Origin of the sequence: Psychrobacter sp. AOP7-B1-24 (genome assembly GCF_052376215.1) — a bacterium.
Taxonomy (GTDB): domain Bacteria; phylum Pseudomonadota; class Gammaproteobacteria; order Pseudomonadales; family Moraxellaceae; genus Psychrobacter.
On the sequence record NZ_JBQSVL010000018.1, the window covers coordinates 1 to 24,678 of the forward strand.

At 42.4% G+C, this 24,678-nt stretch carries 20 protein-coding genes; 11 read left to right on the forward strand and 9 right to left on the reverse strand.

What is annotated here, in order from left to right; genetic code table 11:
* The first annotated feature begins 234 nt into the window (after nt 1–234).
* The gene (locus ACT3QP_RS05850) at nt 235–540 is read left to right on the forward strand and encodes a hypothetical protein (RefSeq protein WP_444524811.1); all 306 of its coding nucleotides are present in this window, start codon (nt 235–237) and stop codon (nt 538–540) included.
* A 346-nt stretch (nt 541–886) separates the two neighbouring features.
* Here the strand turns inward: ACT3QP_RS05850 and ACT3QP_RS05855 are convergent, their stop codons facing one another.
* Nucleotides 887–1,291: a YkvA family protein gene (locus tag ACT3QP_RS05855; RefSeq protein ID WP_444524812.1), complete on the reverse strand. Its 405-nt coding sequence runs from the start codon at nt 1,289–1,291 to the stop codon at nt 887–889.
* A 244-nt stretch (nt 1,292–1,535) separates the two neighbouring features.
* Here ACT3QP_RS05855 and ACT3QP_RS05860 point away from each other — a divergent pair, with 244 nt between their 5' ends.
* The gene (locus tag ACT3QP_RS05860; protein WP_444524813.1) at nt 1,536–2,834 is read left to right on the forward strand and encodes an LD-carboxypeptidase; all 1,299 of its coding nucleotides are present in this window, start codon (nt 1,536–1,538) and stop codon (nt 2,832–2,834) included.
* 33 nt (nt 2,835–2,867) lie between these two features.
* On the opposite strand, the gene ACT3QP_RS05865 is transcribed toward ACT3QP_RS05860, so the two are convergent.
* Complete coding sequence (locus ACT3QP_RS05865; protein ID WP_444524814.1) at nt 2,868–3,890, reverse strand: GlxA family transcriptional regulator; 1,023 nt, start codon at nt 3,888–3,890, stop codon at nt 2,868–2,870.
* Between the two features lie 173 nt (nt 3,891–4,063).
* On the opposite strand from ACT3QP_RS05865, the gene ACT3QP_RS05870 reads away from it, so the two are divergent.
* The 8 genes from ACT3QP_RS05870 (at nt 4,064) to ACT3QP_RS05905 (ending at nt 13,248) form a co-directional block, all read left to right on the forward strand.
* On the forward strand, nt 4,064–5,869 hold the full coding sequence (locus ACT3QP_RS05870; protein ID WP_444524815.1) for an acyl-CoA dehydrogenase: 1,806 nt from the start codon (nt 4,064–4,066) through the stop codon (nt 5,867–5,869).
* A gap of 34 nt (nt 5,870–5,903) precedes the next feature.
* Nucleotides 5,904–6,911 carry an NADP-dependent oxidoreductase gene (locus ACT3QP_RS05875; protein ID WP_444524816.1) on the forward strand — a complete coding sequence of 336 codons (1,008 nt, stop codon included), beginning with the start codon at nt 5,904–5,906 and terminating at the stop codon, nt 6,909–6,911.
* A gap of 3 nt (nt 6,912–6,914) precedes the next feature.
* Nucleotides 6,915–7,697, forward strand: a complete 783-nt coding sequence (locus tag ACT3QP_RS05880) for an SDR family NAD(P)-dependent oxidoreductase (RefSeq protein WP_444524817.1) — start codon at nt 6,915–6,917, stop codon at nt 7,695–7,697.
* 212 nt (nt 7,698–7,909) lie between these two features.
* Entirely contained in the window at nt 7,910–8,674 is a 765-nt protein-coding gene (locus ACT3QP_RS05885; RefSeq protein ID WP_444524818.1) for an SDR family oxidoreductase, read from the forward strand.
* 265 nt (nt 8,675–8,939) lie between these two features.
* Nucleotides 8,940–9,800 (forward strand): HpcH/HpaI aldolase/citrate lyase family protein, encoded by an 861-nt coding sequence (locus ACT3QP_RS05890; protein WP_444524819.1) that lies wholly within the window; start codon nt 8,940–8,942, stop codon nt 9,798–9,800.
* A gap of 205 nt (nt 9,801–10,005) precedes the next feature.
* Nucleotides 10,006–11,310 carry an efflux RND transporter periplasmic adaptor subunit gene (locus ACT3QP_RS05895; protein WP_444524820.1) on the forward strand — a complete coding sequence of 435 codons (1,305 nt, stop codon included), beginning with the start codon at nt 10,006–10,008 and terminating at the stop codon, nt 11,308–11,310.
* Nucleotides 11,307–12,530 (forward strand): ABC transporter permease, encoded by a 1,224-nt coding sequence (locus ACT3QP_RS05900; RefSeq protein ID WP_192518963.1) that lies wholly within the window; start codon nt 11,307–11,309, stop codon nt 12,528–12,530. Before ACT3QP_RS05895 ends, ACT3QP_RS05900 begins: the two co-directional genes overlap by 4 nt.
* Nucleotides 12,523–13,248 (forward strand): ABC transporter ATP-binding protein, encoded by a 726-nt coding sequence (locus ACT3QP_RS05905; protein WP_192518964.1) that lies wholly within the window; start codon nt 12,523–12,525, stop codon nt 13,246–13,248. The genes ACT3QP_RS05900 and ACT3QP_RS05905 overlap by 8 nt, the downstream gene beginning before the upstream one ends.
* A 15-nt stretch (nt 13,249–13,263) precedes the next feature.
* Here ACT3QP_RS05905 and ACT3QP_RS05910 read toward each other — a convergent pair whose 3' ends face one another.
* From ACT3QP_RS05910 to ACT3QP_RS05940, 7 genes are all read right to left on the reverse strand, one after another.
* Nucleotides 13,264–13,848, reverse strand: a complete 585-nt coding sequence (locus tag ACT3QP_RS05910; protein WP_192518965.1) for a TetR/AcrR family transcriptional regulator — start codon at nt 13,846–13,848, stop codon at nt 13,264–13,266.
* Nucleotides 13,849–14,128: 280 nt separating this feature from the next.
* Nucleotides 14,129–14,986, reverse strand: a complete 858-nt coding sequence (gene yghU, locus ACT3QP_RS05915) for a glutathione-dependent disulfide-bond oxidoreductase (protein WP_442069844.1) — start codon at nt 14,984–14,986, stop codon at nt 14,129–14,131.
* Nucleotides 14,987–15,006: 20 nt separating this feature from the next.
* A complete protein-coding gene (locus tag ACT3QP_RS05920; RefSeq protein ID WP_192518967.1) occupies nt 15,007–15,687 on the reverse strand; it encodes a glutathione S-transferase family protein in 681 nt (226 codons plus the stop codon).
* Nucleotides 15,688–15,876: 189 nt separating this feature from the next.
* The gene (locus ACT3QP_RS05925) at nt 15,877–17,076 is read right to left on the reverse strand and encodes a sugar transporter (protein ID WP_444524821.1); all 1,200 of its coding nucleotides are present in this window, start codon (nt 17,074–17,076) and stop codon (nt 15,877–15,879) included.
* A 215-nt stretch (nt 17,077–17,291) separates the two neighbouring features.
* Complete coding sequence (locus tag ACT3QP_RS05930; RefSeq protein ID WP_444524822.1) at nt 17,292–19,964, reverse strand: DUF2357 domain-containing protein; 2,673 nt, start codon at nt 19,962–19,964, stop codon at nt 17,292–17,294.
* Between the two features lie 30 nt (nt 19,965–19,994).
* Entirely contained in the window at nt 19,995–22,139 is a 2,145-nt protein-coding gene (locus tag ACT3QP_RS05935; protein ID WP_444524823.1) for an McrB family protein, read from the reverse strand.
* A gap of 5 nt (nt 22,140–22,144) precedes the next feature.
* Nucleotides 22,145–23,398 (reverse strand): DNA cytosine methyltransferase, encoded by a 1,254-nt coding sequence (locus ACT3QP_RS05940; protein ID WP_444524824.1) that lies wholly within the window; start codon nt 23,396–23,398, stop codon nt 22,145–22,147.
* A 441-nt stretch (nt 23,399–23,839) separates the two neighbouring features.
* Here ACT3QP_RS05940 and ACT3QP_RS05945 point away from each other — a divergent pair, with 441 nt between their 5' ends.
* Complete coding sequence (locus ACT3QP_RS05945) at nt 23,840–24,442, forward strand: hypothetical protein (RefSeq protein WP_444524825.1); 603 nt, start codon at nt 23,840–23,842, stop codon at nt 24,440–24,442.
* Nucleotides 24,443–24,678 lie beyond the last annotated feature (236 nt).

The following is a 24,678-nucleotide window of genomic DNA, read 5'->3' on the forward strand; positions in this document are numbered from 1 at the left end:
ATTGATAATGTAAATGAGAGCCGCTAAGGTGTGCTATTAACCATTAATCAGATTTTCCGTCGTAAAAGTCAATAACAAGCGATTTGTTATAGTCGGTTCAACATGATTTTGGGACAAGGAAGCCGAGTGAAAGTACTACAAACAGTAGACTAAGCGAGACTGACACCGTACCCAATTTATAGAGGATTGACTATATAAACAGTCATGTGATCCATGTCATTAGAGTTAGGAAATATGAATTTTTTTAGTTATGTGGTGTTGGGTGGGTTTTCTTATGCAGCAGGCTGGGCGATAAGGACATATGTACTCGAAAAAAAGGCTCAACCTGAGCAAAGCTATAATTTAAAGCATCCAACTATTTTAGCGTATTTAGGCGGGTTTTTTATTATCATGCTGATGGTCTCATGGCTTATCGGTCGTTATGCATTGGGACACGCCACTATAGATTTGCCTTTTATTATTATCAATAGCCTGGTTGCCACCTTTGTCTGCTCGTTTGGTCTTAACCCAGAAAAAGCCAATTATGACGTACCTGATTGAAGTCTATTAGGGCGTGTTGAACATTCAAATGTGGTGCTGGCAGCAACTATTTTTCAGACAATATGCAGTGAAATTTTTGATGCCTAGTCATTCTAGGTGAAACAATTTCGCCATATATTGGCAAAAAAGAGTACTGCCCCGAAGGGCTGATGCTAAAATCACCCCAAACGTCGTTACAAGCCTAGTTAAGGTCTCGACATTATCGTCGGCTTGCGCCTAGTTTGGTGCAATTTTAGCAATCAGCAGCCCTAATATTTGAATGTTCAACACGCCCTAATCAGCTCCCCCGAAAAAAAAGCCACGACTGATGACTCATTTCTTCAGTCGTGGCTTTTTTGATTGTGGTTTATTTTTTCACATTAGCATTGGTTTTGGTGGTTGACTGGCTGGCTTTCCACACTTGATATTTTTGCAAATCTTTTTCGACCAGCTTTAAGCAAAAAGCCAGTACCAATGCATCATCGATGTGGCCAATGAAAGGTATAAAGTCTGGAATTAGGTCAATAGGGTTGAGTGTATAGAGTAAGCCGACGATGCCTGCTGATAAGGTTTTGTACGGAATTTTGCGATAGTTACCCTTATAATAGTCTTTGATAAGACTCATGAATAACAGTAAATCTTTAGCAAAGCGTTCAAGATGGCTACTGTCTTTTACCTTTGCTTTAAGTTTATCTTCATCACGGAGGATATGCTTGATATCAGCATCCAATACATCTTCTTTTTTCTGTTTGCTAGTCGCTTTGTCAGCCATTATTGTTGTCCTTATTTAACCAAAATAGAAGTTTCCATACTATAGCAAAGTCATGGTATCTGTACCAATATAGCAACATAGTGATTTGTGAATACCAAATAGTTGCGAGTACTTTTTCGCATGACGATAGCGAAAAAGTAAATATCGGGCAACTATCATTGTTATGAAACAGTTTACAATGTCATTCTGAAAATTAATTCGTGAATATATAGTAAAAATAAAAACGATAAGGTAGTAGCGAGATATGAGCGCCAAAATACAGTCACTAACAGATGATGACAATAAAAATAATCATACGGCGATTGAAACGAAATCTGGATTGAACCGTCGCCAGTTTTTACGTCAAGCTGGCGTGAGTACAGGGGTGGGGTTGTTAGCGACTCATAGTATCACTCAGGCACTGGCCTCTAGTGCTATGTCTTCTAGTACTAGGGTTGCAAGTAGTACACAGCTCACTAAAGATGATCTGCCCACTGCGCTGATGGATGAAAGTTCATTATCACCAACGCCACAGGCATCATTAACGCAGACCACTTGTATCATGCCTACGATTGAGACACGCCTGTTTGCCAGCTCAAACGTCGGTGGTAGTGAAGACCGTATCCAATTGGCTTTAGAACGTATGGCGTGTGCAGGATTTAAAGTCAATAATCCAGCGATTACCAATCGTCAGTACTTGCGTTTTGCTGGTACGGATTCGCAGCGAGCCAGTGATCTGCAAAACATCGCGACTGGTGCTATTGCGGCACCTAAGCTACTACTGGGCGTCCGTGGTGGCTATGGTGCCATGCGCATATTACCCATGGTAGATTGGTCGACACTTGGGCGTATCATGTCGGAGCGCGGTACGATACTCGCAGGCTTTAGTGATGTGACCGCTATTCAATGCGCATTATTGGCAAAGGGAAACATGAGTTCGCTTGCGGCACCGATGCTCTATAGCGAGTTTGGCAAGACCAAACCTGACCAAGTCAGCTGTCGACAATTTGTTGAAGCGCTCACCAATCCCAAGCTAACTATCAATATATCAGACGCGTCTCTAACCAGTCAGCAACTCCCTAGCATTTTGACAAGTACTGAACCAAAAATCACAACTGGCAAGATTTGGGGTGGCAATCTAAGTGTGGTGTCAGCACTGGCAGGTAGTGAATATTTGCCGCGTATTGATGGCGGTATCGTATTTTTAGAAGACGTAGGCGAGCAGGCCTATCGTATTGAGCGCATGCTATATGATTTGTATTTGGCTGGCGTGTTTGAAAACCAACAAGCGATTGTGTTTGGTGCATTATCGGGTACAGGGGAAGATAGCTATGACAAGCGCTATGATGCTGCCACTGTGGTTCGTCAGCTGCATAAGTTAACAGGATTGCCTATTTATAGCGGTATGAGCTTTGGTCATATTGGACAAAAGAGTAGCTTTCCATTGGGAGTAACTTGTCAGTTAATACCTAAGACCGATGGTGGCTATAAGTTGGTATTTACCAATTATCCAACCATTAAGGCTGATGCTATCCATGTCGAAGGGTTATGGCAAAATGCTTAAATGCTAATCTCTAACTACTATGCATTGCCATGACTAAATTGCCAACCGAGAAAACTTTTCTTGATATTCTTTTGGTGTCAGCTCAGTTGCGCGCTTAAATAAGCGGGTGAATGAAGAGATATCATCGTAGCCGACTTGGTCAGCCAGTGATTTTATCGTCACATCCCCCAACTCTAGTAAGCGTTTTGCTTGTTCAATTCTGACGGCTTGAATATATTCAATGGGTCTCATGGTGACAGCAGACTGAAAGCGCCGGTTCAATGTGCGTGGCGTGATATTAGCCATTGCCGCTAAGCTACTGATTTGAAGCGGCTGCTGGAAGTTTTGCTCAATGAATTCTTGTACCTGCTTAACCAGTTGATCTGAATGTGGTTTGTGTAACGTCACATTGGTATAACTGTTTTGATTGCCTCTTTTGCTATCGATAATCTGAGTCTTTGCTACTTGAGTAGACACCTCACGCCCACAGTATCGTTCAATCAATAACAATGCTAAATCATAAAAAGCGCTACCGCCTGCCGCACAAAATATATTGCCTGATTGGTCTGCTGACTGGCCTTTTGATTGGGTGACAAACTGATTTTCCTGCAAATCAACCAACGGAAAGTCTGCCTTAAATTTACTCGCATAGCCCCAGTGAGTGGTCGCTACCTTATTATCTAATAACCCAGCAGCAGCTAGAAAAAAAGCACCGCTACAGTTGCTAGCAATATCTGACTTAGTGTCTGCCAATCGTTTTAAATGCGGTATTAACGTTGCATTTCGGCTCAATACTTTATCGATTGAATCACCAATAGTCGGAATTAATAATAAATCGCATTCAGTTATGTTTTGAATGTCGCAATGTGCTTGCATGATTAAGCGATTACTACACCTGATATCAGCACCCCCTAAGCTTGCAATCTGCACATCAAATCTGGGCTCTACAGGTTCATCCAAGAATCGCTGCCAACTGACTCCAGTAAATGAAAAGATATCTAAGGCACCTGTCAAGGCGCTGCCAAGCACACCATCAAATCCAATAATGATGACTTTAAATGGTTTGAAGTAAGGCATGGGCGTTTGCGACTCCTGTGATGGGTTTTGTCCAAAAAAGGTGTTTGTCTGCTAAATATTTCTAGTTGTATGTCTTATTTGGCCATAATTATGTCATAAATGACAATACGGTAAGGCGTTAAATTAGATTAATATCGATTGATAACCAAATTTAATCAGTTAATGAGAATATTATGGCCGCAGATACCCTCCTCAATGATTTTGAATTACCCTTTCAGTTGTATGATGTACTAGGCACAGAATCACTCACTGAGCATGCAAAGTTTTCAGAGCACAACCGCGAGACATTTGATGCTGTGCTAGAAACAGCAAACAAGATAGCAACTGATTTGTTTTTGCCACACAACCATGTTGCTGATAAAAACGAGCCACAGTTTGACGGCAAAAAGGTCAGCATGATAGATGATGTCAAAGTCGCTTTTGATGCGTTCCGTGAGTCTGGTTTTATCGCTGGTCGTTATCGCTTTGAAGATGGCGGCATGCAGCTACCTGAAACAGTAATGACGGCAGTGGCAGGCTACTTTATGGCAGCCAACCCATCAACCACTGCTTATCCATTCTTGACCACTGCTGCGATTAATGTCATTTCACACTTTGCCAGTGATGAGATTAAAACTGCTTTTATGCCGCGTATGTTGATAGGTGAGTTTACGGGCACGATGGCATTAACAGAGCCGCACGCTGGCTCATCGCTTGCTGATATCAAAACCACGGCGGTAAAACAAGACGATGGTACATACCGCGTAAAAGGCAGCAAGATTTATATCTCAGGTGGCGATCACGAGCTGTCTGATAATATCGTCCACTTAGTATTGGCCAAGATTCCGGGTGGTCCTGGCGGTGTTAAAGGCATCTCTTTATTTGCCGTCCCAAAGTATCGTTTAAACGAAGATGCATCAGTCGGCGAACGCAACGATGTACATCTAACAGGGCTGATTCATAAGCTAGGCTATAGAGGTACGACCTCTACGGCACTGAGCTTTGGTGACGAAGGTGACTGCCATGGTTACCTGATCGGAGAAGCACATTTCGGCTTGCGCTATATGTTTAAAATGATGAACGAGGCACGTATCGCAGTTGGTTTTGGCGCGTCGATGGTTGGCTATCGTGGTTATCAGTACTCACTTGATTATGCTAAAGACAGAACTCAAGGTCGAATTGCCCCGAACAATAAACCTGAAGATGCGGCCACCGCCATCATCAATCATGGTGATGTAAAGCGCATGCTATTGGCGCAAAAAGCCTACTCTGAAGGTGGTATCTCATTGTGCTTATACGGCTCAAACCTAATTGACCGTATCAATACTTGTGAAGACGAAACACTAAAAAATGAGCTAACTGAACTATTAGATTTGCTAACCCCAGTATTAAAGGCGTGGCCATCTGAGTATGGTCCAAAAGCCAATGACTTAGGTATTCAAGTATTGGGCGGCGCGGGCTATACGCGTGAATATCACGCCGAGCAGTTTTGGCGCGACAATCGCCTAAACCCTATCCATGAAGGCACAAACGGTGTGCAGGCATTAGATTTGTCATTTCGTAAATTATGGCAAAAAGGTGGTCTTGGTATTCAAATTCTAAAACGTGAGATTACGCAAGATTTAGAACGTATCACTACGCCTGAGAGCGCACAGCTTGCAGGTAAGCTGATGCCTTATATGGATCAGTTACATGAAGTGCTCGTGCATTTAGGCAAAGTTCTACAGACAGAAGAAGCTCTAACTTTAACTGGTAATGCTCAAGCGCTGATGAACATTTTTGCTTCAATTGTACTGAGCTGGATTTGGATTCGCCAAGCCAGTAAAGCTGAACAGCTATTAAGTACGACGCAAGATATTGAGCAGCAGAATTTTTATAAAGGCAAAATACAAGCGGCTAAATACTTCATCGATTGGGAACTACCGTTAGTTAAACGTGACATTGAAATTTTAACCAACACCAACTCGGTTTGCACTGATATGCAAACAGATTGGTTCTAAAGACGACTCTAAAAGCAACTCTAAGGAAAGAGACATGACAATGATAAATAAACAATGGCGACTCAAAGCAAGACCTGTTGGCGCGCCAAGCGCTGAAACTTGGGACTATACCGAGACGGAAATACCGACGATTACCGATGGTCAGCTACTGATCAAGGTCGAATACATCTCTATCGATCCGGCGATGCGTGGTTGGCTAAACGATGCCAAATCTTATATCGCACCGGTACAGATTGGTGACGTCATGCGCGCTGGTACTGTGGGCGAAGTGATTGAAAGTAAGCATGAGAAATTTGCCGTGGGTGACTATGTCGCAGGTCACGATGGCGTGCAGTCCTATGCCGTCAGTGATGGTGCTAATCTGTATAAAGTTGATCCAAAACTGGCGCCTTTGCCTTATTACTTGGGCGTACTCGGTATGCCAGGTATGACAGGATATTTCGGTCTGCTAAAAACAGGTCAGCCAAAAGCAGGCGAGACCGTGGTCGTCTCTGGCGCTGCTGGTGCGGTGGGTAGTTTGGTCGGTCAGATTGCCAAAATTAAAGGCTGCCGAGTCATTGGTATCGCGGGCGGCGCTGAGAAATGCAAATTTTTAGTCGATGAGCTTGGGTTTGATGCGACGATTGATTACAAAAATGAAGATGTCAAAAAAGCATTGAAGAAAACCTGTCCAGACGGCGTCGATGTGTATTTCGACAATGTAGGCGGTGATATCCTAAATGACGTACTGACTCAGATTAATCTGCATGCACGTATCGTTATTTGCGGTGCGATTAGTCAGTATAACAACACCTCAGAAGTAAAAGGCCCATCGAATTATTTATCATTACTCGTAAACCGTGCCCGTATGGAAGGCATTGTTGTCTTTGATAATATCAAAGAATATCCAATCGCTATGAAAGACATCGCTGGCTGGATTCAATCAGGTGATATGAAAGTGAAAGATCATATCGTTGAAGGTATCGAGAGGTTCCCTGATACTCTAATGATGCTCTTTAACGGTGAAAATTTTGGCAAACTGGTACTTAAGGTAGAGGGATAGATCATGACACTGAATACAAATGGAATTGCATCAGATGTGGCGGGCAAACGAATTTTAATCACGGGCGGCGCCTCGGGTATCGGCGCAGCAAGCGCGTTATTACTAGCCAGTCGCGGCGCACAAGTCGTGATCGGTGATATGGCAGAAAAGATGGGAGAGGCGGTTGCCAAACAAGGCCAAGACGCTGGCAATAGTGTCGTCTTCAAAAAGGTAGACGTGACCTGTGGTGATGAAGTGCGTGCGCTGTTCGACTATGCAGTAGAAACGCTTGGCGGTCTGGATGTGGTGGTGAACAACGCTGGTATCGATCACAAGCCATCCCCAATGCATGAGCTGAGTGAAGAAGAGTTTGATCGCAATATCGCTGTGAATTTAAAAGGTGTTTGGCATTGTATGCGTGCCGCCGTCAATTGTATGCTACCTAATGGTGGTGGTCATGTGATCAATGTGGCGTCTATTGCAGGTCTGCGTTCAGCGCCGATGATTTCAGCTTATAGTGCGGCCAAACATGGGGTGATGGGTCTTACTAAATCTGCTGCCCATGAATATGCCCGCGCCAATATCCGTTTCAATGCGGTATGCCCAAGCTTTATCGATACCCCTATGGTACGCAATACGATGGCAACGATGGATGAGCGTACGCAGCAAGCAACGATCAAAGCCAGCCCGTTACGCCGATTAGGAAATGTCAATGAGATCTCTAATGCGATTGCATGGCTTGCTAGCGATGAGAGCAGCTTTATGAACGGTCATGCCTTTACCTTAGATGGTGGTATGTTGGCCTAATAGTCAGTCATGAGTTATTTACTTATGAGCGTAGGTAATCATTGTGGTATATCATAATGATTACCTATGTTTAAACCTAAATAGTTGAGACCTAAACAGATTTTATCTTTTATACATATTGTTTCTGCATAATAGGTGATGCGTATCAAAGATAAAAATCCGAACTTCACACTTGAATCGTATACAAGCCGTTTTTTAAAACATAAGGAATGATGATGAAAGATTTATTTGATTTAACTGGTAAGATTGCTCTAGTGACTGGTGCTAGCCGTGGTATTGGTGAGTCGATTGCACGTTTGCTTGCCTCAAGAGGTGCGCATGTGATTGTCTCTAGTCGTAAGATTCACGCCTGTCAAGCAGTAGCTGATAGCATCATTGCTGAGGGTCATAAAGCCAGCGCCTTTGCTTGCCATGTGGGTGATATGGATCAGATTGACGCTGTTTTTGAGCATATCAAAAGCGAGTTTGGTCAAATCGATATCCTAGTGAATAATGCCGCTGCAAATCCTTATTACGGCCATATCTTAGATACGGATTTAGCCGCTTTTGATAAGACTGTGGAAGTAAATATTCGCGGTTATTTCTTTATGTCGACTGCTGCTGGCAAAATGATGCGCGAGCAGGGTGGTGGGGTGATCTTGAATACCGCATCGGTTAACGGTTTGGTCGCAGGTGACAAGCAAGGTATTTATTCAATTACCAAAGCAGCCGTCATCAGTATGACCAAAGCCTTTGCAAAAGAATGCGGCCCATTAAACATTCGAGTCAATGCGCTCTTACCAGGATTAACCGATACTAAGTTTGCCTCAGCTTTGACCACCAATGATACCGTGTTAAAAATGGCATTACATGCGATACCTCTAGGGCGTGTGGCTGACCCAGATGAAATGGCTGGTACGGTATTGTATTTAGTCTCTGATGCTTCGAGTTATACCACAGGTGCAACAATCGTTGTGGATGGCGGTATGCTGGCTTAATCAGTCAGCTATCGAAGATAAGCTTAAAAAAAAGTTGCTGTTAAAAACCGCAAGTAACAACCGAATATAAGAGCCGCATATAAAAACTGCAAGTAAGAACCGCATAAGATTAGTTTCTATGCGGTTTTTTTATTTAGTTTTGTGATGAGGTATCTCAGTAATTTTGGTTTTGCACTAATAAATGGCTAATTTTAAATGAGCATCAGCTCTATAGTGGCATAATAAATATGCTAGTAGCTATTTGGACAATATAATGGAGTGACGCATGGACTCAGTGATTAATAATAAAATAAATACAATTTCTCAAAATAAAACTTGGCTATTCGTGCCAGCAACTCGCATTGATAGAGTCGTAAAAGCATTTAACAGCGGTGCAGATGCGGTTATCGTCGATTTAGAAGATGCTGTGGCAGCAGAAGATAAAGTACAAGCTCGCAAAGCATTGCAACAATATCATGACAGTGCTGACTATCAGCCAGTTTGGCTACGTATTAATAAAACAGGCAGTGATGCATTTATACAAGATATTCAGCTTTGCCAACAGCTGCCTAATCTTGCAGGGATTGTGCTTGCAAAATGTGAGACTCCATTAGATATTGAGCAAGCCCATCAGGGTACTGGGTTACCTGTGATCGCACTAATAGAAAGCGCGCGTGGTCTGTATCAGATCGATGCAATGGCCAAAATATCAGGATTAGCCGCGTTTAGTTATGGGTTTTTGGACTTGTGCAATGATTTGCGAGTACAAGTAGATACCCCTGCCGCCGATATCGTCGCCAATCAGATTCGCTATCAGTTGGTACTGACCTCTAAAGTGCATCAGCTAGCACCACCGATCGATACGGTCTATCCTGACTTTCATGACGATGAAGGCCTGAACGATCGAGTACAGTTATGGTCACAGATGGGTATGTCGGGGATGCTTTGTATCCACCCTAAACAGGTGGTGGTTGTGCAACAAACGTTACGACCAACAGATGAAGCAGTGTTATTTGCTCAGCAAGTGGTAACGGAGTACGAGCGTAGCGGACAGGCTGTATTTAAAATAGATGGTCAAATGGTAGACGCCCCCGTTATTCAGCGTTGCCTACAATTATTGAGTAAGAATGAGCAGGATAAGTACTAAAAATTAAGTACTAAAAATAGTGCGATAGCACGCCTTTTATTTATAAAAGTATCTGAAAGGTATATTATATAAATATTAATATTGTTGGTACAATGATTTTTATATTTGCATTGTGGTTGTCTTTAATAGGCTACCGCTGGGCGTAAAATATTTTATACTTGATTCCTCATTATAAGACGCTGTTCATCAAAATCGGAGAAGTTCATTGCGCGCTATCAACTATAAGTATTTGATTGTGATCTTACTGCTGATAGTTGCAGTGGGCTTTGTTGTATTTCGTACATGGCGAGGCCCACTATTACCTAGCTATACCATCACCCCTATGCCGCTCGTGCAAACAGTGGTTGCAACTGGACGTGTCGTGACGACATCACGCACGCAAATCGGTAGTGAGGTGAGCGGAGTGGTGCTTGAGCGCTTGGTACAAGAAGGTGATCAAGTAGCAAAAGGGGACTTATTATTGCTACTCAGCTCGGATGATGTGGCTGCACAAGTACGTCAAGTAGAGGCCGAACTGACTGAGCTAGTGAGCAGTAGACGCCCACAGGCCGCGGTAGAGCTATCCAAAGCTGAAGTACAGCTGGCACAAGCGACTCGTGATGTGGCACGTCGCCGTGAGTTGGCAGCGATTTCAGCCATCTCGGATGAAGAGTTGGAGCAAGCAGAACAGGCACAAAGCCAAGCAGGTAACGACCTAAAAGCTGCGCGTCTAAGAGTTAAGGCATTAGCCGCTGGCGGTGTTGAAGAAGTGCTAATACGTGAGCGTATCGCGGTATTGCAAGCTCAGCTCGATAAGACTGAAGTACGCAGCAAGGTCGCTGGCACGGTACTCACACGTGATGTCGAACCAGGTGACTTGGTACAGCCAGGCAAAACATTATTTACCATCGCGCTTGCTGGCAATACAGAAATTCATGTGCCGCTTGATGAGCGCAACTTATCACGTTTGGCATTAGAGCAAGAGGCAGTCGCTCTTGCCGATGCTTATCCGGATCAGCCTTTTCCTACCCGTATTGATTTTATAGCGCCAAGTATTGATTCTGAGCGTGGTACGGTTGAAGTTAGACTGTCAGTTGATCCAGTGCCTGAGTTCTTACGGCAAGACATGACCGTTTCTGTGAATATCGAAACAGGTCGACGCGCACAAGCGTTGGTCATTCCGAATGATGCTTTAACAAATATTCAAAAAGATACAGCTCAAGTACGATTACTACGTGATGGTAAAGTACAGCGTCAAAAAATAACGTTAGGGCTACGCGGCTTGGCAATGTCCGAAGTGGTTTCAGGATTAAGTGAGGGCGATCAAGTATTGGCTGATGCGACCTCGTCATTAGCCGATGGTGAGCGAGTACGCACGGAATCGAAAGAGATGCCGCTTGTTAGTAGTAGCAATCTGACTAGCAGCGATTCGTCTAACAATCCTTCAAACAGCAATGCTTCTAAAGATAAGGCTTCGAACAACCATGACGACTCAGCGGCTAGCGATAAAGCATCGGTGGCCACAACGTGAAAATATTTTTTGGGCGACTATGGATCAACGCGGTCATTGCGCTCAGTTTTTTGCGTGAAGGGCGGGTACAGTCACTGATGATCACTGTGGGTGTGGCCATTGGTGTGGCTGTTATTGTGTTTATCACAGCCTTGATTCAAGGTTTACAGACCAATCTGATTGATAGCACGCTTGGTAGTCAATCCCACATTCAATTGGTATCGCCAGATGAAACCAACTTAATGGCACCAGTAGCAGCGGGTACCGTACAGCTGGTGCAAGAAGACAAACGTCCTCAGCGGTTACGATCTATCAATAACTGGCAGCAGATTACCGATACTCTTGATCAACTGCCATTTTTGACGGCAGTTTCACCTGTGGTATCAGGGCCTGCGTTTGTTCGGCGAGGAGAAGCCTTAGAGTCGGTGGTATTGATCGGTACTGAGCTTGAGCGTTACCAAAAAATCATACCGCTTGATGAGTATCTAATCAGTGGCGATCTGCGAATCGGTGCTGATAATGTGCTCATCGGTAGCGAGCTTGCCAAAAACCTCGGTGTGCAAGTGGGTAGCAAGCTGCGATTAGATACAGGTCAGCAGGACAATACTGTGGTAAATGTGGCTGGTATATTTGAATTGGGTGTTCGAGAGCTAGACGCGCGTTATGTCTATTTAGATTTAAAACAAGCACAATCATTATTAAGCCTACCAGGCGGCGTTACGGTGATAGATTTGACGGTTGCAGATATTTTTGAGGCAGACAATATCGCTGAACAAGTAGGGCGATTGACATCGTTACAGGCAGAGAGTTGGATCGAGACCAACGCCCAATTAATGAGTGGTCTTTCAGCGCAAAGCTTGTCTACCAATATGATTATTGTGTTTGTGGGTATTTCGGTCGCCTTTGGCATTGCGAGCGTACTATCCGTCAGTGTGGTACAGCGTACTCGAGAAATTGGGATTTTGCGTGCAACTGGTGCCACTCGTCAGCAGATATTATGGATATTTTTGATTCAGGGCGCTGTGTTTGGTTTGCTAGGGTCTGTTTTGGGTAGTGCGGTGAGTTATGTGCTGGTGTGGGCATTTAACACTTTTGGCCCAAGTTTGTTTTATATTCCAGTGTCTATAGAGCTTGTCTTGCTGGCTATGTTGCTAGCGACGTTAACCGGTATATTGGCAGCGGCGATACCAGCGCGCCGAGCTGCCGCATTGGATCCAGTAGTGGCTATTCGTTATGTCTAATAATAACTCTCATGAAGTGCTGCGTTTAGAGGCACTAAAAAAATCTTATAATATCGGTCAGCCCAATGAGATTGAGGTGCTACATGGTATCGATTTACGTATCGATAATGATGATTTTGCGGCGCTAATTGGGCCTTCGGGCTCTGGCAAAAGCACCTTGTTGAATGTGCTTGGCTTGCTAGATACGCCTACTAGTGGTGAGCTGTATCTGCTCGGGCAGCCGACGAGCAAGATGGATGATGCTGGTCGTACGGCACTACGAGGTAATAGTATTGGCTTTGTCTTTCAGTTTCATCACCTTATTCAGGCATTTACGGCGTTGGACAATATATTAATGCCATTAATGCTGACCAAGGGTCGCCCAAATCATTCTGCAATACAGAAGGCACGCGAGTTACTGGAGGCGGTGGGTTTGGAGAAGTTTGCCGACACTAAGCCAAATGAGCTTTCAGGTGGTCAACAGCAACGAGTGGCTATTGCTCGCGCACTGATAACTGAGCCTGCATTATTATTAGCGGATGAACCGACTGGCAATCTAGATACGGTAACCGCTGCTGAGGTGTTTGAACTGTTTCGTCAGGTCAACCGTGAGCGTGATTGTGGGGTATTGCTAGTGACTCATGACCCACGTCTATCAGCATCCTGTGATCGTACCATTAATCTGGTAGACGGTCTTATCGAAAGTGATGCGCTAAATGTTAAAAGATTTGAGTCCTAATATCACAAAGTAGTTTTACAAAAACGTCTCGAACATTCTGTCAATATACTGTTCGACCGCTTGTTTATCATCGGTTACTTGCGCATAGGTTCTCAAGCCCATCATCTGAATTTGGAAATAGCGCCCCAGCTCAGTGGCGTCCTTACTAGCATCAATCTCACCATTATCAATGGCTTGTTGAAAAACTTTGACAAAAGAGGCTTCGACATTTTCCAAAATACTTGTCGCATGGTCGAGCAGGTCGGGGCTGTCGTTTTTCGTTAGCTCACTGACTGTTTTGACAATCATGCACATGCCACTCGGAGACGTACTTTTATTACAGACAGTCACGCTATGGATGAAGCGTTTTAGACCCTCAAGCTTGGTTTTTTCTTGTGCAATACTATTGGCAAGGTTTGTAGCGCCTTGCTCAGCATAGCGATTTAACGCCTCTTTAAACAGGCTGTCTTTATTGCCAAAAGCGGCATAAATGCTGCCAGGACGCATATCGACTACGTCTTGTAGGTTTCTCATAGACGTGGCGTGATAGCCTTTTTCCCAGTACAGGTCTTTGGCTTTTTCGATGACCTCATCACGGTCAAACTTGGCATGTGCACTCATCATTTTCACCTTAAAAGCAGTTATAGCCAATCCGTTATAAATTGGATACGGTGGCAGTCTCGTTCAGTCTACTATTCGTAGCACTTTTACTCGGCTTCCTTGTATTCCAACTATATTGCACCGACTATGTTTTAAAACTATCTGATTAATAATCAGAAAACAATAATCAGAAAACCAAGTAACACTATTATCGTTTGCATTGATAATGATGTCACTTGGTTTTTATGTGTTATCCGTATTCAAACGGATGTTTTAGTCAGAATAAATTTAGTAGGTAAGTCTACTCTGGTTTTAATGCTAATACATCATCGATATCTTGGGCACTATGGCGGTTTGCTAACTGTTCCCACGCTTCGCCCCAAGTGCGGTTGACGATACGACCACGTTGTACGGCTGGTCTTGCCAAAATAGCGTTTGCCCAACGTTGTACATGAGGGTAGTCATCAACCTGCAAAAACTCTTGTGCGTCGTACTGAGTGCCCACGACCAAGTTGCCGTACCATGGCCAAGTCGCGATATCGGCAATACTGTACTCATCACCAGCCAGAAACTCATTGTTTGCCAACTGCTTATCTAATACATCTAATTGGCGCTTGGTTTCCATGGTAAAGCGATTGATCGCATATTCGAATTTTTCGGGCGCATAAGCATAAAAATGACCGAAACCGCCACCTAAGTAAGGTGCAGAACCGTGTAACCAAAATAACCAGTTAAATACTTGGGTCCGCGCGCTACCTTTTTCAGGCAGTAGTACTCCAAATTTTTCAGCAAGATGTACCAAAATAGAGGCAGATTCAAATACAGACTCATTATCTTCGCCACTTCGATCAACCAAAGCGGGAATTTTTGAGTTGGGATTGACATCTACAAACCCTGATCCGAACTGGTCGCCTTCACCAATCTGGATCATATGCGCATCATATTCTGCCGCTTTGCCCAGTGCCAGTAACTCTTCTAACATGATCGTTACTTTTTGGCCATTAGGCGTGGCGATAGAGTAAAGCTGTAAGTCATGTTCACCTACTGGTAGCGCTTGCTCATGAGTAGCGCCTGAAACAGGGCGATTGACACTGGCCCATCTGCCGCCACTCTCTGCATCATGCGTCCAGACTTTTGGTGGTACGTATTGGTCCGTCATTTTTATAACTCCTCGCGCGATTATGCGTCTTTTGCGAAGTTTTGTGGATATAGAGCACGTGCAGCAACTTCATCAAACTCAGACTTAAACTCGATATCTTTGGCAATGTTACGCGCTTTCTCTACTGCAGGGCGATTATTAATGCTAGTAAACCAACGCTTTAGGTTAGGATAGTTATCTAAACCTGGCTCGCCTAATATAAACGCCGCCTTATCAATCCAGCCCCAAGCTGAGATATCAGCGATAGAGTAGTCATCACCAACCAAGTACTCACGGCCTTCCATATGCTTGTCTAGCACTTCGTAATGACGCTCTGCTTCACGAAGGTAGCGATTAATAGCGTAAGGAATTTTTTCTGGTGCTTTATGACTAAAGTGTACTGATTGACCAGAAAAAGGTCCTAGACCAGTCGCTATAAACATGAGCCATGACAGCATTTCACCACGATCTTCAGGCTTGCCTGCTAGTTGACCTGTTTTTTCGGCCAAGTACATCAGGATAGCAGTCGAATCAAAGACGCGCTTACCATCGTCTTCAATCGCTGGCGTTTTACCATTAGGGTTGATAGCACGGTATTCAGGAGTATGCTGTTCACCCTTCATCGTATCCACTGCGACTAACTCATATGGTAGGCCTGTCTCCATTAAATAGAGTGCTACTTTCATCGGGTTAGGGGTTTGGTGAAAATAAAACTTTAACATTATAATATCCTTATGCGTTTTAGATATTGATCTGAACGGATTGAACAGCCTGTGAACTATATTTTGTAGAACCACTATAAACAAAAATGAACGACCGTTCAAGTGTATTTTGAGCAGTCGTTCATTTTATTACCAAATATAAGGATAAAATAACGCATGAGGGCGCATCGTTATTTTGAAAATAGTCAGTTAACCGAGTCTTTCGCTCAATTCAGAAAAGCGTTTTATCATAAAAATCAGTAATAGCAAGGCAACACCAGCGATAACTGCACCGACATACCCGACACTAGATAGTGAAATATGCATCACCGCATAACCACCAAATAGCGCACCTGTACCAATACCTAAATTAATAATGCCTGAGAACATCGACATCAGCATGTCTTGTGCATTGACATCGATCATAATCACTTTGGCTTGCATAGAGATAATGAGTAGCATTAGTGCTGCGCCCCAGAGCATCGCAATCAAGCTGAGCGCCCATACCGAGGTGACCGCTAGCGACAGAACAAGCATCGATACCAGCATCAATATAGTAGATATCAGCATCAACCTAGTGTTGAATTTATCGCCCCAACGACTGAATATAACACTACCGACAATCCCTGCGATACCGAATAAAAGTAACACGAAAGTCGCTGCATTTTCACTGACTGCGCCGACCTGTCGCATGAATGGCTCGATATAAGAGTAAGCGGTATAGTGAGCGGTGAAGACAAGCAGAATCAGGAGATAAAGACAGACCAATAATGGGTTTTTGAGTAATTCTGGTACTTTTCTAAAAGAACCTTGAAACATACTGGGCAGGATAGGCAAGAGCCTCGCTTGTAATATAAATACAATTGAGGCGACCACACCAATACTGCCAAATGTCGCGCGCCACCCAAACCATTGCCCGATCAAACGCCCCAAAGGCACACCTAATACCATCGCCAATGAAGTACCTGTCGCCAGCACACTGAGCGCCAATGCTTTTTTGCCTTCAGGTGCTATGCGTATGGCTATAGCCGCTGTGATGGACCAAAATATCGAATGCGATAAGGCAATACCAACGCGGCTGATGAGTAGCACATCAAAGCTCCATGCAAACACTGATAGCGCATGACTGGCGATAAATACCGCAAAGATTCCCAAGAGCAAACGTTTGCGTTCAAACTGGCTGGTTAGTAGCATCAGCGGCAATGACATAGCAGCGACAATCCATGCATACAATGTCAGCATCCAGCCAGTCTCTGCCGTCGTGATAGAGAAGTCTTGGGCGATGTCACTTAATAATGCGACGGGTACAAACTCTGTAGTATTCATGATAAAGGCACTAACACCCATCAAAAATACTTGAAAATACTGAGTTCGGCGAGCATCTGAGCTCACCTTAAGGTTGTGTTTCATAATATCCAATATAAAGCAGATGTTAATACTACGGGCGATAGGTCACAGTGGGGCAGACTTTCTTAGAATACAAGGGCCGCGAGGCAAGATAACAAGTGAAAATAAGTCGTGGAAGGTGCTTTTTACTAAAGATTGTTAATGAGCTATTTATTTAAAATTTTTGAAAGACATAGTATGAGTCGTTATAGCCTGTCTATAAGCAAGTCTAAGGCTGGTTAGATTAATGCTTGTTGATAGACTGTCTGTAGCTCATCAAAACTGGCTGCTTGTTGTAAGTGCTCTAGGGTGGTGAGCTTCATTGAGTTTTTGAAATCACGCAAGGGCACATTATCAACCGTGTCTCTTATAGTTAGGGGCTTGCCTAGTCTAAATAAGTAGTATGGTTTCGTATCTTTAGAGCTCTTACCAGATTGTTCAGCAGTTATTGATCTTCTAGGGACAAGAGTAACACTTTCAATTGGCCATAATTTGCTTATTTGTTTACTCGTTAGTTGAGCGTCATTGGTCGTAGCAATAGCTAAATAGCGTATTTCATTGACGATATGTTGTTTGTATTTATCTAAAAATGTAGTTTGAGGTAAGTGATACCACTGAGCGGTACTGTGTTTGAAGCCATCTATATACTCTTTATGACGTCCCGCTTTTGGTGCTAGTGCAATGGTCAAGGTCAAATCTGGATAGAGGATTTGCTCCATGCCTGAGTATGGTATACGTGTTGCTTCTTGCAAATACAAACGCTCTTCGAGTTGATGGTTATGTTTAGCAACTTTATCAACCTGATGGCTATTAGCTTGATAAGCGACAGCCTTGCTGTTCACCTCATTGTTTCTTATTGTATTATTGGTCAACGCGATAGTGCTTGATTGTGTATCATTAGATTGAGAGTTGATGCCATTACCAAGCTGTTGGCGCAGAAAACTTAATAGCCAGTAATGTCCAGCATTGCTTTTTGAATTCGTTTTTAGGGCGTTTGGCAATAGTGCAAATGCACCAATACTGACCTCGTCAATGGAATTGAGATAAGGGTTTTTAGTATCTAACTGGTTGAAATAACCTGGGTATAGCGCAAATGCGCCAAATATCGGACGGCTTTTTTGCGTTTTGGCTGTTTCTTTATTGCTACCTTTTTCATTAAGAGAGTTTTTATCTCGTTCAATACGAATCAAGGCATCACGATAACGGTGCATTTGATTGATGGCATCATCCGGTACAAAATCCATAGTATCAATGTTTTGTTCAGGATCATCATAGCGACTTTTAAGTGTCTTGATACGGTATTTAGCATCGAACAACCAAATAAAGCGTTTGTTATTGGGTAGAGTAACTTCTAAGACGATATCAGGTTTTTGGCTAACTGAATAAGTTCGAATATCTTTGGTTGTTTTATTAAATGGTGGTTCATGTGCTAACCTTGCTGTAATACCATCATTACGTTCAAACTCAAATGCACCAGCGAAGCCATCTTGGAGCTGATATTCAAAAAAGTCTTTAAGTTTTAACGCTTGCTTACTGGCAGATACTTCCTTAAAGCCCAACTCATCTATCAAGATGTTTCTAATGGTCAAAAAACACCAGACTTCGTAGATTTCCGCGACTGACTTCATAGAGATGCTAGATTGGTTGTCAAAGACATCTAGATAAAATTTTAACTCTTGCCAAATTCGATATACAGAGCTATAGCCGGCTTTTTGCTGCAATACTAATGATTCACGGTTACGACCATTATAATCGCCCACATCGGTCATAAAACCTTGTCTCAGCGTTTTCTGTAGGGGCTGTTGCCACTGATGCAGCTCATCTAAAAAGGTATCAGATAGCCGTTGCTTATCTGGTGCTGCATTGCTTTGCCTAAGTTTATATTCAAAGTCAGCCAGTCGTTTCTTAGAGGTAGCTACTACCATTTTGATAAATCGGTTTTCTGGTGTATCGACACTTAGCCGCTTTTTGGTGACTTGATAACGCTGATCATACAGACCATTCGCGAAGTCCTCTTTTATTTTTGCTCCCAGTCGTGCAGGGATATTACCTTTTAGCCGTGTTGCTTTGTTATAAGAGATATGAGCCTGCAAACGGCTATGCGGTGCTTGATTAATGACTTTTAGTGCATACGCTAGTTGGCTGCGTAAATGACTAAAGTTAGCAAGCCAAAGCAAGGGAAACTGATGTCGCTGTTTGGTTTGTGCGCTATCCAGTTCGGTTTTCTCTACCAGACTAAAGCGCCAAAGAGGAAAGACGGTATCAATCACTTGATACATCGCTGGCAAGTCATCGTGCAGACTCATCTTGGTGGGCAAAACTTCAAAGGCGATGTTGCTTTGATAGGTGTGGTTTGATTTGACGTAATTGAGAGGCAGGCGCAGCCAACCGACATCGTTTGCGGTATTGATAGTACCTGTTAGATGCGCAGGCATTCGAGAGCGAGACTGACTAAACCGAAAACTCTCATTAATTAAATGACTACGATGAGTTAGATAAGCTCGCTCAACGTCAATAACATCACTAATATTATTGATATTGTCTGTAGCTCGGCTTTTAATGGCTTGATTAGACTCATCTATACTTGTTTCATTAATGCGCTTATTATTCAAAAAAATCCATTCAAAGTGATATTGGATATTTTCAAAGAAAATAAAATTATCTAACTCAAGTGCTTCTACTAATCCAGAATGAGTGACGACGCCTTTTATGTCTATGGGCTGATCCATAAAGGTAGCTTCAGTAATCGCTAAGGGCGGAGAGAAACGTATGATAGGTTGCTCAGTGTTGTGGTTACTGGTAGCTTGCCGCTTAGCTAAGGTCGCCTCATAAGCGGCTTGGCGTTTGCTGATATCGTTACACCAAATCGACAGCTCAAAATCAGCGGTTTGTATCCTTAATAGATCTGGCATGGTCGCTCCGTTAGGTCAGCTGTCTGCATTTTAAGGCCAAAAACTGGTGAAACCTGAATGTTCTAGGCGCTGCTGCATCCAAGCTAATTTAGCCTTGCTACGACAATTGATAGACAAAGCGCTACCATCTACATTTTTGCGATATAAGTCAGTGCGTAGCTTATTCACATCATTCGTGGTAGTCCATATGTTACTCAACTCTCGCTCTAAGATGGTGGCTAATTTTGTGAGTAATGACTGCTCATTGCTAGTAGTAGCCTTATCTATAAGCGCTAATTTGTCGTAATCGCCTTCGATACGCGGCAATACCTTGCACATTAAGAAGTCATCCCAAGCTGCTTGTAGCTGCTGTTCATCTTTAGGTTGGGCACTAATAACGGCTAGTAGTAGCTCGTTGAGAGCTCTAAAAGCCAGCTTAAATGGTGTATTGTCCAACACTTGGTTAACTGCTTTTAAAAACTCGATACTTTTGTGACCATCACTGTCTATTACTGGTAGATTGTCAGCAGTGGCGTGAGAGTAGAGAGGATAACTCAACGTGTTATGAGTGACTTTTGATTCAAAGAAATGGTCAAAGTCATTGGGGAAAAAGTCTCCAAAGTCAAAACTCAAAGCACGGTCAATGACCTTGCGTGAGAATCCGTGGGTAGTTTCATCCATATTAACCGTACCAGCTACGATTAAATTAAAAGGCAAACTTAAACCATACGCACAAAATAACTTCCACTCCCTGTCATATTTAGCATCTACAAAGCCTAAGGCATTACGCAGTTCGTTTATGTCTTCTAGCTGCTTGATAGTCGCAGGTTTCAATAGCGGGTCGCAGTGATAATTAAAGTTGCCTTTATTCCATTGCCACTCGCGAGTTTCTAAAACAGATAGATAGTCTGCAAAGTACTGTTCAACAGGTGCTAAATTCATTTCATCCAAACATAGCCAATAGGGCAGCACCTGATTTAACTGGTCTTGATTACCGGTTACGGTGAGGCGACAGTCGTCATCAACTTTTAGTTCAAGTTCTGCATCGATAATCGCACGCCACGCTCTGGCAATGAATTGCAGCACATCAGTGGTGATATATTCAGCGTGACCATCTCTACCCAAGCGTGATATATAGCCAAGTATGTCACTAGGTTCGTGCCAGTCAGGACGTACGGAGGTTAGGCAGTAGGTATCGCTAAGGCTACCTGTGGCTTTGGCTTGCTCACGGACAAAACGAGTTTTACCAGTACCAGAGATACCAGCTAACAGTAGGAAGGGTTTTGATAGGGGAGTTACATCATTAGGAAGAGATTTTTGCTCTTCTTGTGGTACTTGGATTAGTACATAACATTCGTTCTCTTTAAGGATTTTATAATCATCATATAGCTCATTAAATATGGTAATTAATGTCTGTACATCTAATCGAGAGTCAGTACCATCTGTCCACTGATTAGACAAATAATATAAATTTTTCCCCACTTTAATAGGTTCAGCGAAGAAGCGTAGTTTATCCCCTCGCCTTAACTCGTTTTCATGAATAGGTTCATCTGACATTTTAAATATAGAGGTTAATCGATGACCGTTAAATTCAATGTTATAGCTTCTTAATTCTGAATTTTTTTCTATTAGGTATTGAAATAAAGGTGAGTCAAGATTTTTATTAACCAAGAACTCTATCAGCTCATAAGCAAAAATGCCTATGATGCTTTTAGATATTATTGTAGTGGTCTGAATTTTTGGTGATAATTGACTAGCATTAGTAGGAGTGAATTCATGGGATAGCGCTTTAATCTTAGCAATAGCATTTTTTAGAGAGACGACTCTAAGGTCCATGATGTTATCATCGTGTTCTAACGGATCAACATCGTTTGCCCAGCTTATGACTTTTGAGAAAGTAGCGAAACAAGGCTTAGTTTGAACAGTTATCATTGATTGTAAAACAAGATCAGTAAAATATTTAGACCCTAAGTCTCTCCAGTCTTTCTCTACATAAATGCTATGGTTTTCAAAAGCATTCATGTTGTCTATTATGTCTTGAAGGCCAGTCAATATAGACTTCAGAGATACGGTAAACTCTTTTAAACCACGTTGCCCGCTATTGGTAAAGTTTATGAAGCCACCCAATTCGCCTAGTTTGCATTGAAAATTAGACGCTGAAGAAACCGATGAAAAATAACCATTTAAATCTTGCAATTGAATCACTCCATTTTAAGTAGTATTCTTTCAGCTAAAGCATTTATGACGCTTACAGTCACGCTATTTCCCAACTGCTTGTAGGCTTGTGTATTAGAGCCACTGACCTGAAATTCATCAGGAAATCCCTGTAATCGAGCAGCTTCCCTTGGACTTACTTTTCTTGGGTTTTGATTAGGCTGTTCGATAAGAATCTCACTACCATCTTTGTAGTATCTAGCCGAGATTGTATTAGTATAAGGTGATTCTGGAGATACTAAACCATAACCAAAACCTTTACCGTTTTTCTTGTTTTGTATTTTTCGGCGCTGATGACCAGCCCATAAACGATCAGAGATAGTTAGCTTAGGGTCTGGGTTTTCTTCCAATATATCACCTAAACGAGTATCTAATCCAAGGCTCTCTGGATATAAGAACTCATCAATTTCGCCGTCTTTCCAAAGCACAATATAAATTCTTTGTCTATTCTGAGGGATGCCAAAATCAACAGATTTTAGTACCATTTTCTTGGCTAAAGTTTGAATCTCTTTAGTAGTCCCTTCCTCGATAACTTCTTTTGGGATATTACAGCTATAACCGATTTGTGTCAGCGTATTTAAAATGACTTTGAGAGTGTGACCTTTATCATGACTAATCAAACCTTTAACATTCTCCAATACAGCAAATCTAGGTCTTTTTTGATCAATAATATTTGCAATATCATGGAATAACGTACCCCTAGTATCTTCGATTCCTAGTTTCAGACCTGCATGAGAAAAGGGCTGACAAGGAAATCCTGCAAGCAAAATATCATGTTTAGGTATGTTGTTTGGGTCAATTAAAGTAATGTCACCAAATGGATATTCTCCATGGTTTTTTTGATAGGTTTGTTGAGCGTGTTTGTCAAATTCAGAAGAGAAAACACAGACTCCACCAGTATTTTGAAACCCGAGTCTCATACCACCAATACCAGCAAACAAATCAATAAATGTGAACTTTGCTTCTTCGTTTGGTTTTAACTGCAAACCACCAAAAACTATTTTAAAAAAATCAGCTCTACTTTTATAGACATTGCTGTCTTTAAGTATAGAGATTACATCATTTTCAAGAGTTTCTGGCTGAGCAAGGCTTGAATTACAAAAGAGGTGACTATTTGTAGCTACTGCATGTAACCACTGGTCAATCACTGCTTGCATTTCTGTTCCATCAGGTATGTGAGGTTCTGCTAATGGTCGAATTAGTTCCTCTGCTTTACAAAGAAGTTCAGATTTATCTTTCATGGTTATTCACAACTATTATTTTCAATGACATGTTAATACTGAGGCTTCAGTTCTGAGCGATATTATATAGTATCTAGGTGCTAAACTATGAGCTATCTAGTCACTTTGTTTTTCTAGCTAACCACTATAATTTTTTGTGGTTTGTGCTTGGCTACAGCTTTAGTCTACGGAGTAACCGCTTATAGCATAGCCTTCTGCTAGAGTAGAGAAATAACTATAAGCGACATCAGCTGTCGTATTATATCATCACATATCTATACAGATAGTATCACCCTTGCTACTATGTAAGCATATCGTGGGTTTAACGCTACTTCCAGCACGATGAAAAACAATTACTGGTAAAACGCACAACACCTTATTGCTCTGCAACTCTCAGCAAAGTAACTGTGCTTTTACCTTTATAAGTACAGTTAAATACGCCAGAGCATAAGGAAACATTTCATGACTTATTCTAGTCAATATACAAGCAGGTTGCAGGCTTTAATCCTCAATCGGATTGAGCAAAAAAATCTATCACACGCCCAAATTATCCAGTCTATGGGCTATCAGACAACGGTCAAAACTCAAACGAAAGCTATAAAGCGTCTAGAGCATATCTTATTATCAGCAGAGTTAGAACTGACCAAAACTGGTTATGACTTTAAATACTCATCAACTGAGTTTATTCATGCTCTGTGCGAAGTGTTAAATATTGATAAAAGTACATATTTACCACTTTTACAACAGTTGGAACGATACGCTCACAAGGTGCTCAGCGCCACTACGCCCACTGTCTATGCGGATATCGTTTTTAGCGAGGATTTCCACCCTTCGTTTATGAGTATGATGGCGGTTTCTAAGTTTGCCAGAGTGTGGTTGGAGGATAAGGTACGCCTACTGGATAGATGCCAACAGCGACAAGTGATTAAGCAGTTGATTAGAGCGCATTATACGACTATGACAGGAAACATCCCATTTGATGGGATTATCAATGGCTATCGAGTGTCGTTTAACAATAATGATGGTCAGCAGGAGTACCTTTATATTCCTGCTGATTTTGCTTAGTTGCTTTCATAGTAGACAAGTATAAGCTCCGAGTATGGTGAGTAACTATTAAGTAAGATAAGCGACATCAGTTGTCGCCTATAATATCAAAACCCTTTATTTTTCTATAAGTTTATAATATAGTTATTGAGTCAGGCAAAATAACAAGACAAACAGTTAACCCTCAGGGCGCAATGCTTCACTTCTTAACTGAGTTGTCTTTAATACGCTATCTTAGCGATGTTTTTCGAGTGGTA

Excerpts from the sequence above, each read along its gene's own strand:
- ACT3QP_RS05865 (WP_444524814.1), bottom strand. The coding sequence starts at position 3,890 with ATGCCTTACTTCAAACCATTTAAAGTCATCATTATTGGATTTGATGGT.
- ACT3QP_RS05885 (WP_444524818.1), top strand. The coding sequence starts at position 7,910 with ATGATGAAAGATTTATTTGATTTAACTGGTAAGATTGCTCTAGTGACT.
- yghU (WP_442069844.1), bottom strand. The coding sequence starts at position 14,986 with ATGACGGACCAATACGTACCACCAAAAGTCTGGACGCATGATGCAGAG.
- ACT3QP_RS05905 (WP_192518964.1), top strand. The coding sequence starts at position 12,523 with ATGTCTAATAATAACTCTCATGAAGTGCTGCGTTTAGAGGCACTAAAA.
- ACT3QP_RS05880 (WP_444524817.1), top strand. The coding sequence starts at position 6,915 with ATGACACTGAATACAAATGGAATTGCATCAGATGTGGCGGGCAAACGA.
- ACT3QP_RS05930 (WP_444524822.1), bottom strand. The coding sequence starts at position 19,964 with ATGCCAGATCTATTAAGGATACAAACCGCTGATTTTGAGCTGTCGATT.
- ACT3QP_RS05910 (WP_192518965.1), bottom strand. The coding sequence starts at position 13,848 with ATGAGTGCACATGCCAAGTTTGACCGTGATGAGGTCATCGAAAAAGCC.
- ACT3QP_RS05875 (WP_444524816.1), top strand. The coding sequence starts at position 5,904 with ATGACAATGATAAATAAACAATGGCGACTCAAAGCAAGACCTGTTGGC.
- ACT3QP_RS05855 (WP_444524812.1), bottom strand. The coding sequence starts at position 1,291 with ATGGCTGACAAAGCGACTAGCAAACAGAAAAAAGAAGATGTATTGGAT.
- ACT3QP_RS05850 (WP_444524811.1), top strand. The coding sequence starts at position 235 with ATGAATTTTTTTAGTTATGTGGTGTTGGGTGGGTTTTCTTATGCAGCA.
- ACT3QP_RS05860 (WP_444524813.1), top strand. The coding sequence starts at position 1,536 with ATGAGCGCCAAAATACAGTCACTAACAGATGATGACAATAAAAATAAT.
- ACT3QP_RS05890 (WP_444524819.1), top strand. The coding sequence starts at position 8,940 with ATGGACTCAGTGATTAATAATAAAATAAATACAATTTCTCAAAATAAA.
- ACT3QP_RS05940 (WP_444524824.1), bottom strand. The coding sequence starts at position 23,398 with ATGAAAGATAAATCTGAACTTCTTTGTAAAGCAGAGGAACTAATTCGA.
- ACT3QP_RS05870 (WP_444524815.1), top strand. The coding sequence starts at position 4,064 with ATGGCCGCAGATACCCTCCTCAATGATTTTGAATTACCCTTTCAGTTG.
- ACT3QP_RS05920 (WP_192518967.1), bottom strand. The coding sequence starts at position 15,687 with ATGTTAAAGTTTTATTTTCACCAAACCCCTAACCCGATGAAAGTAGCA.
- ACT3QP_RS05945 (WP_444524825.1), top strand. The coding sequence starts at position 23,840 with ATGACTTATTCTAGTCAATATACAAGCAGGTTGCAGGCTTTAATCCTC.
- ACT3QP_RS05925 (WP_444524821.1), bottom strand. The coding sequence starts at position 17,076 with ATGAAACACAACCTTAAGGTGAGCTCAGATGCTCGCCGAACTCAGTAT.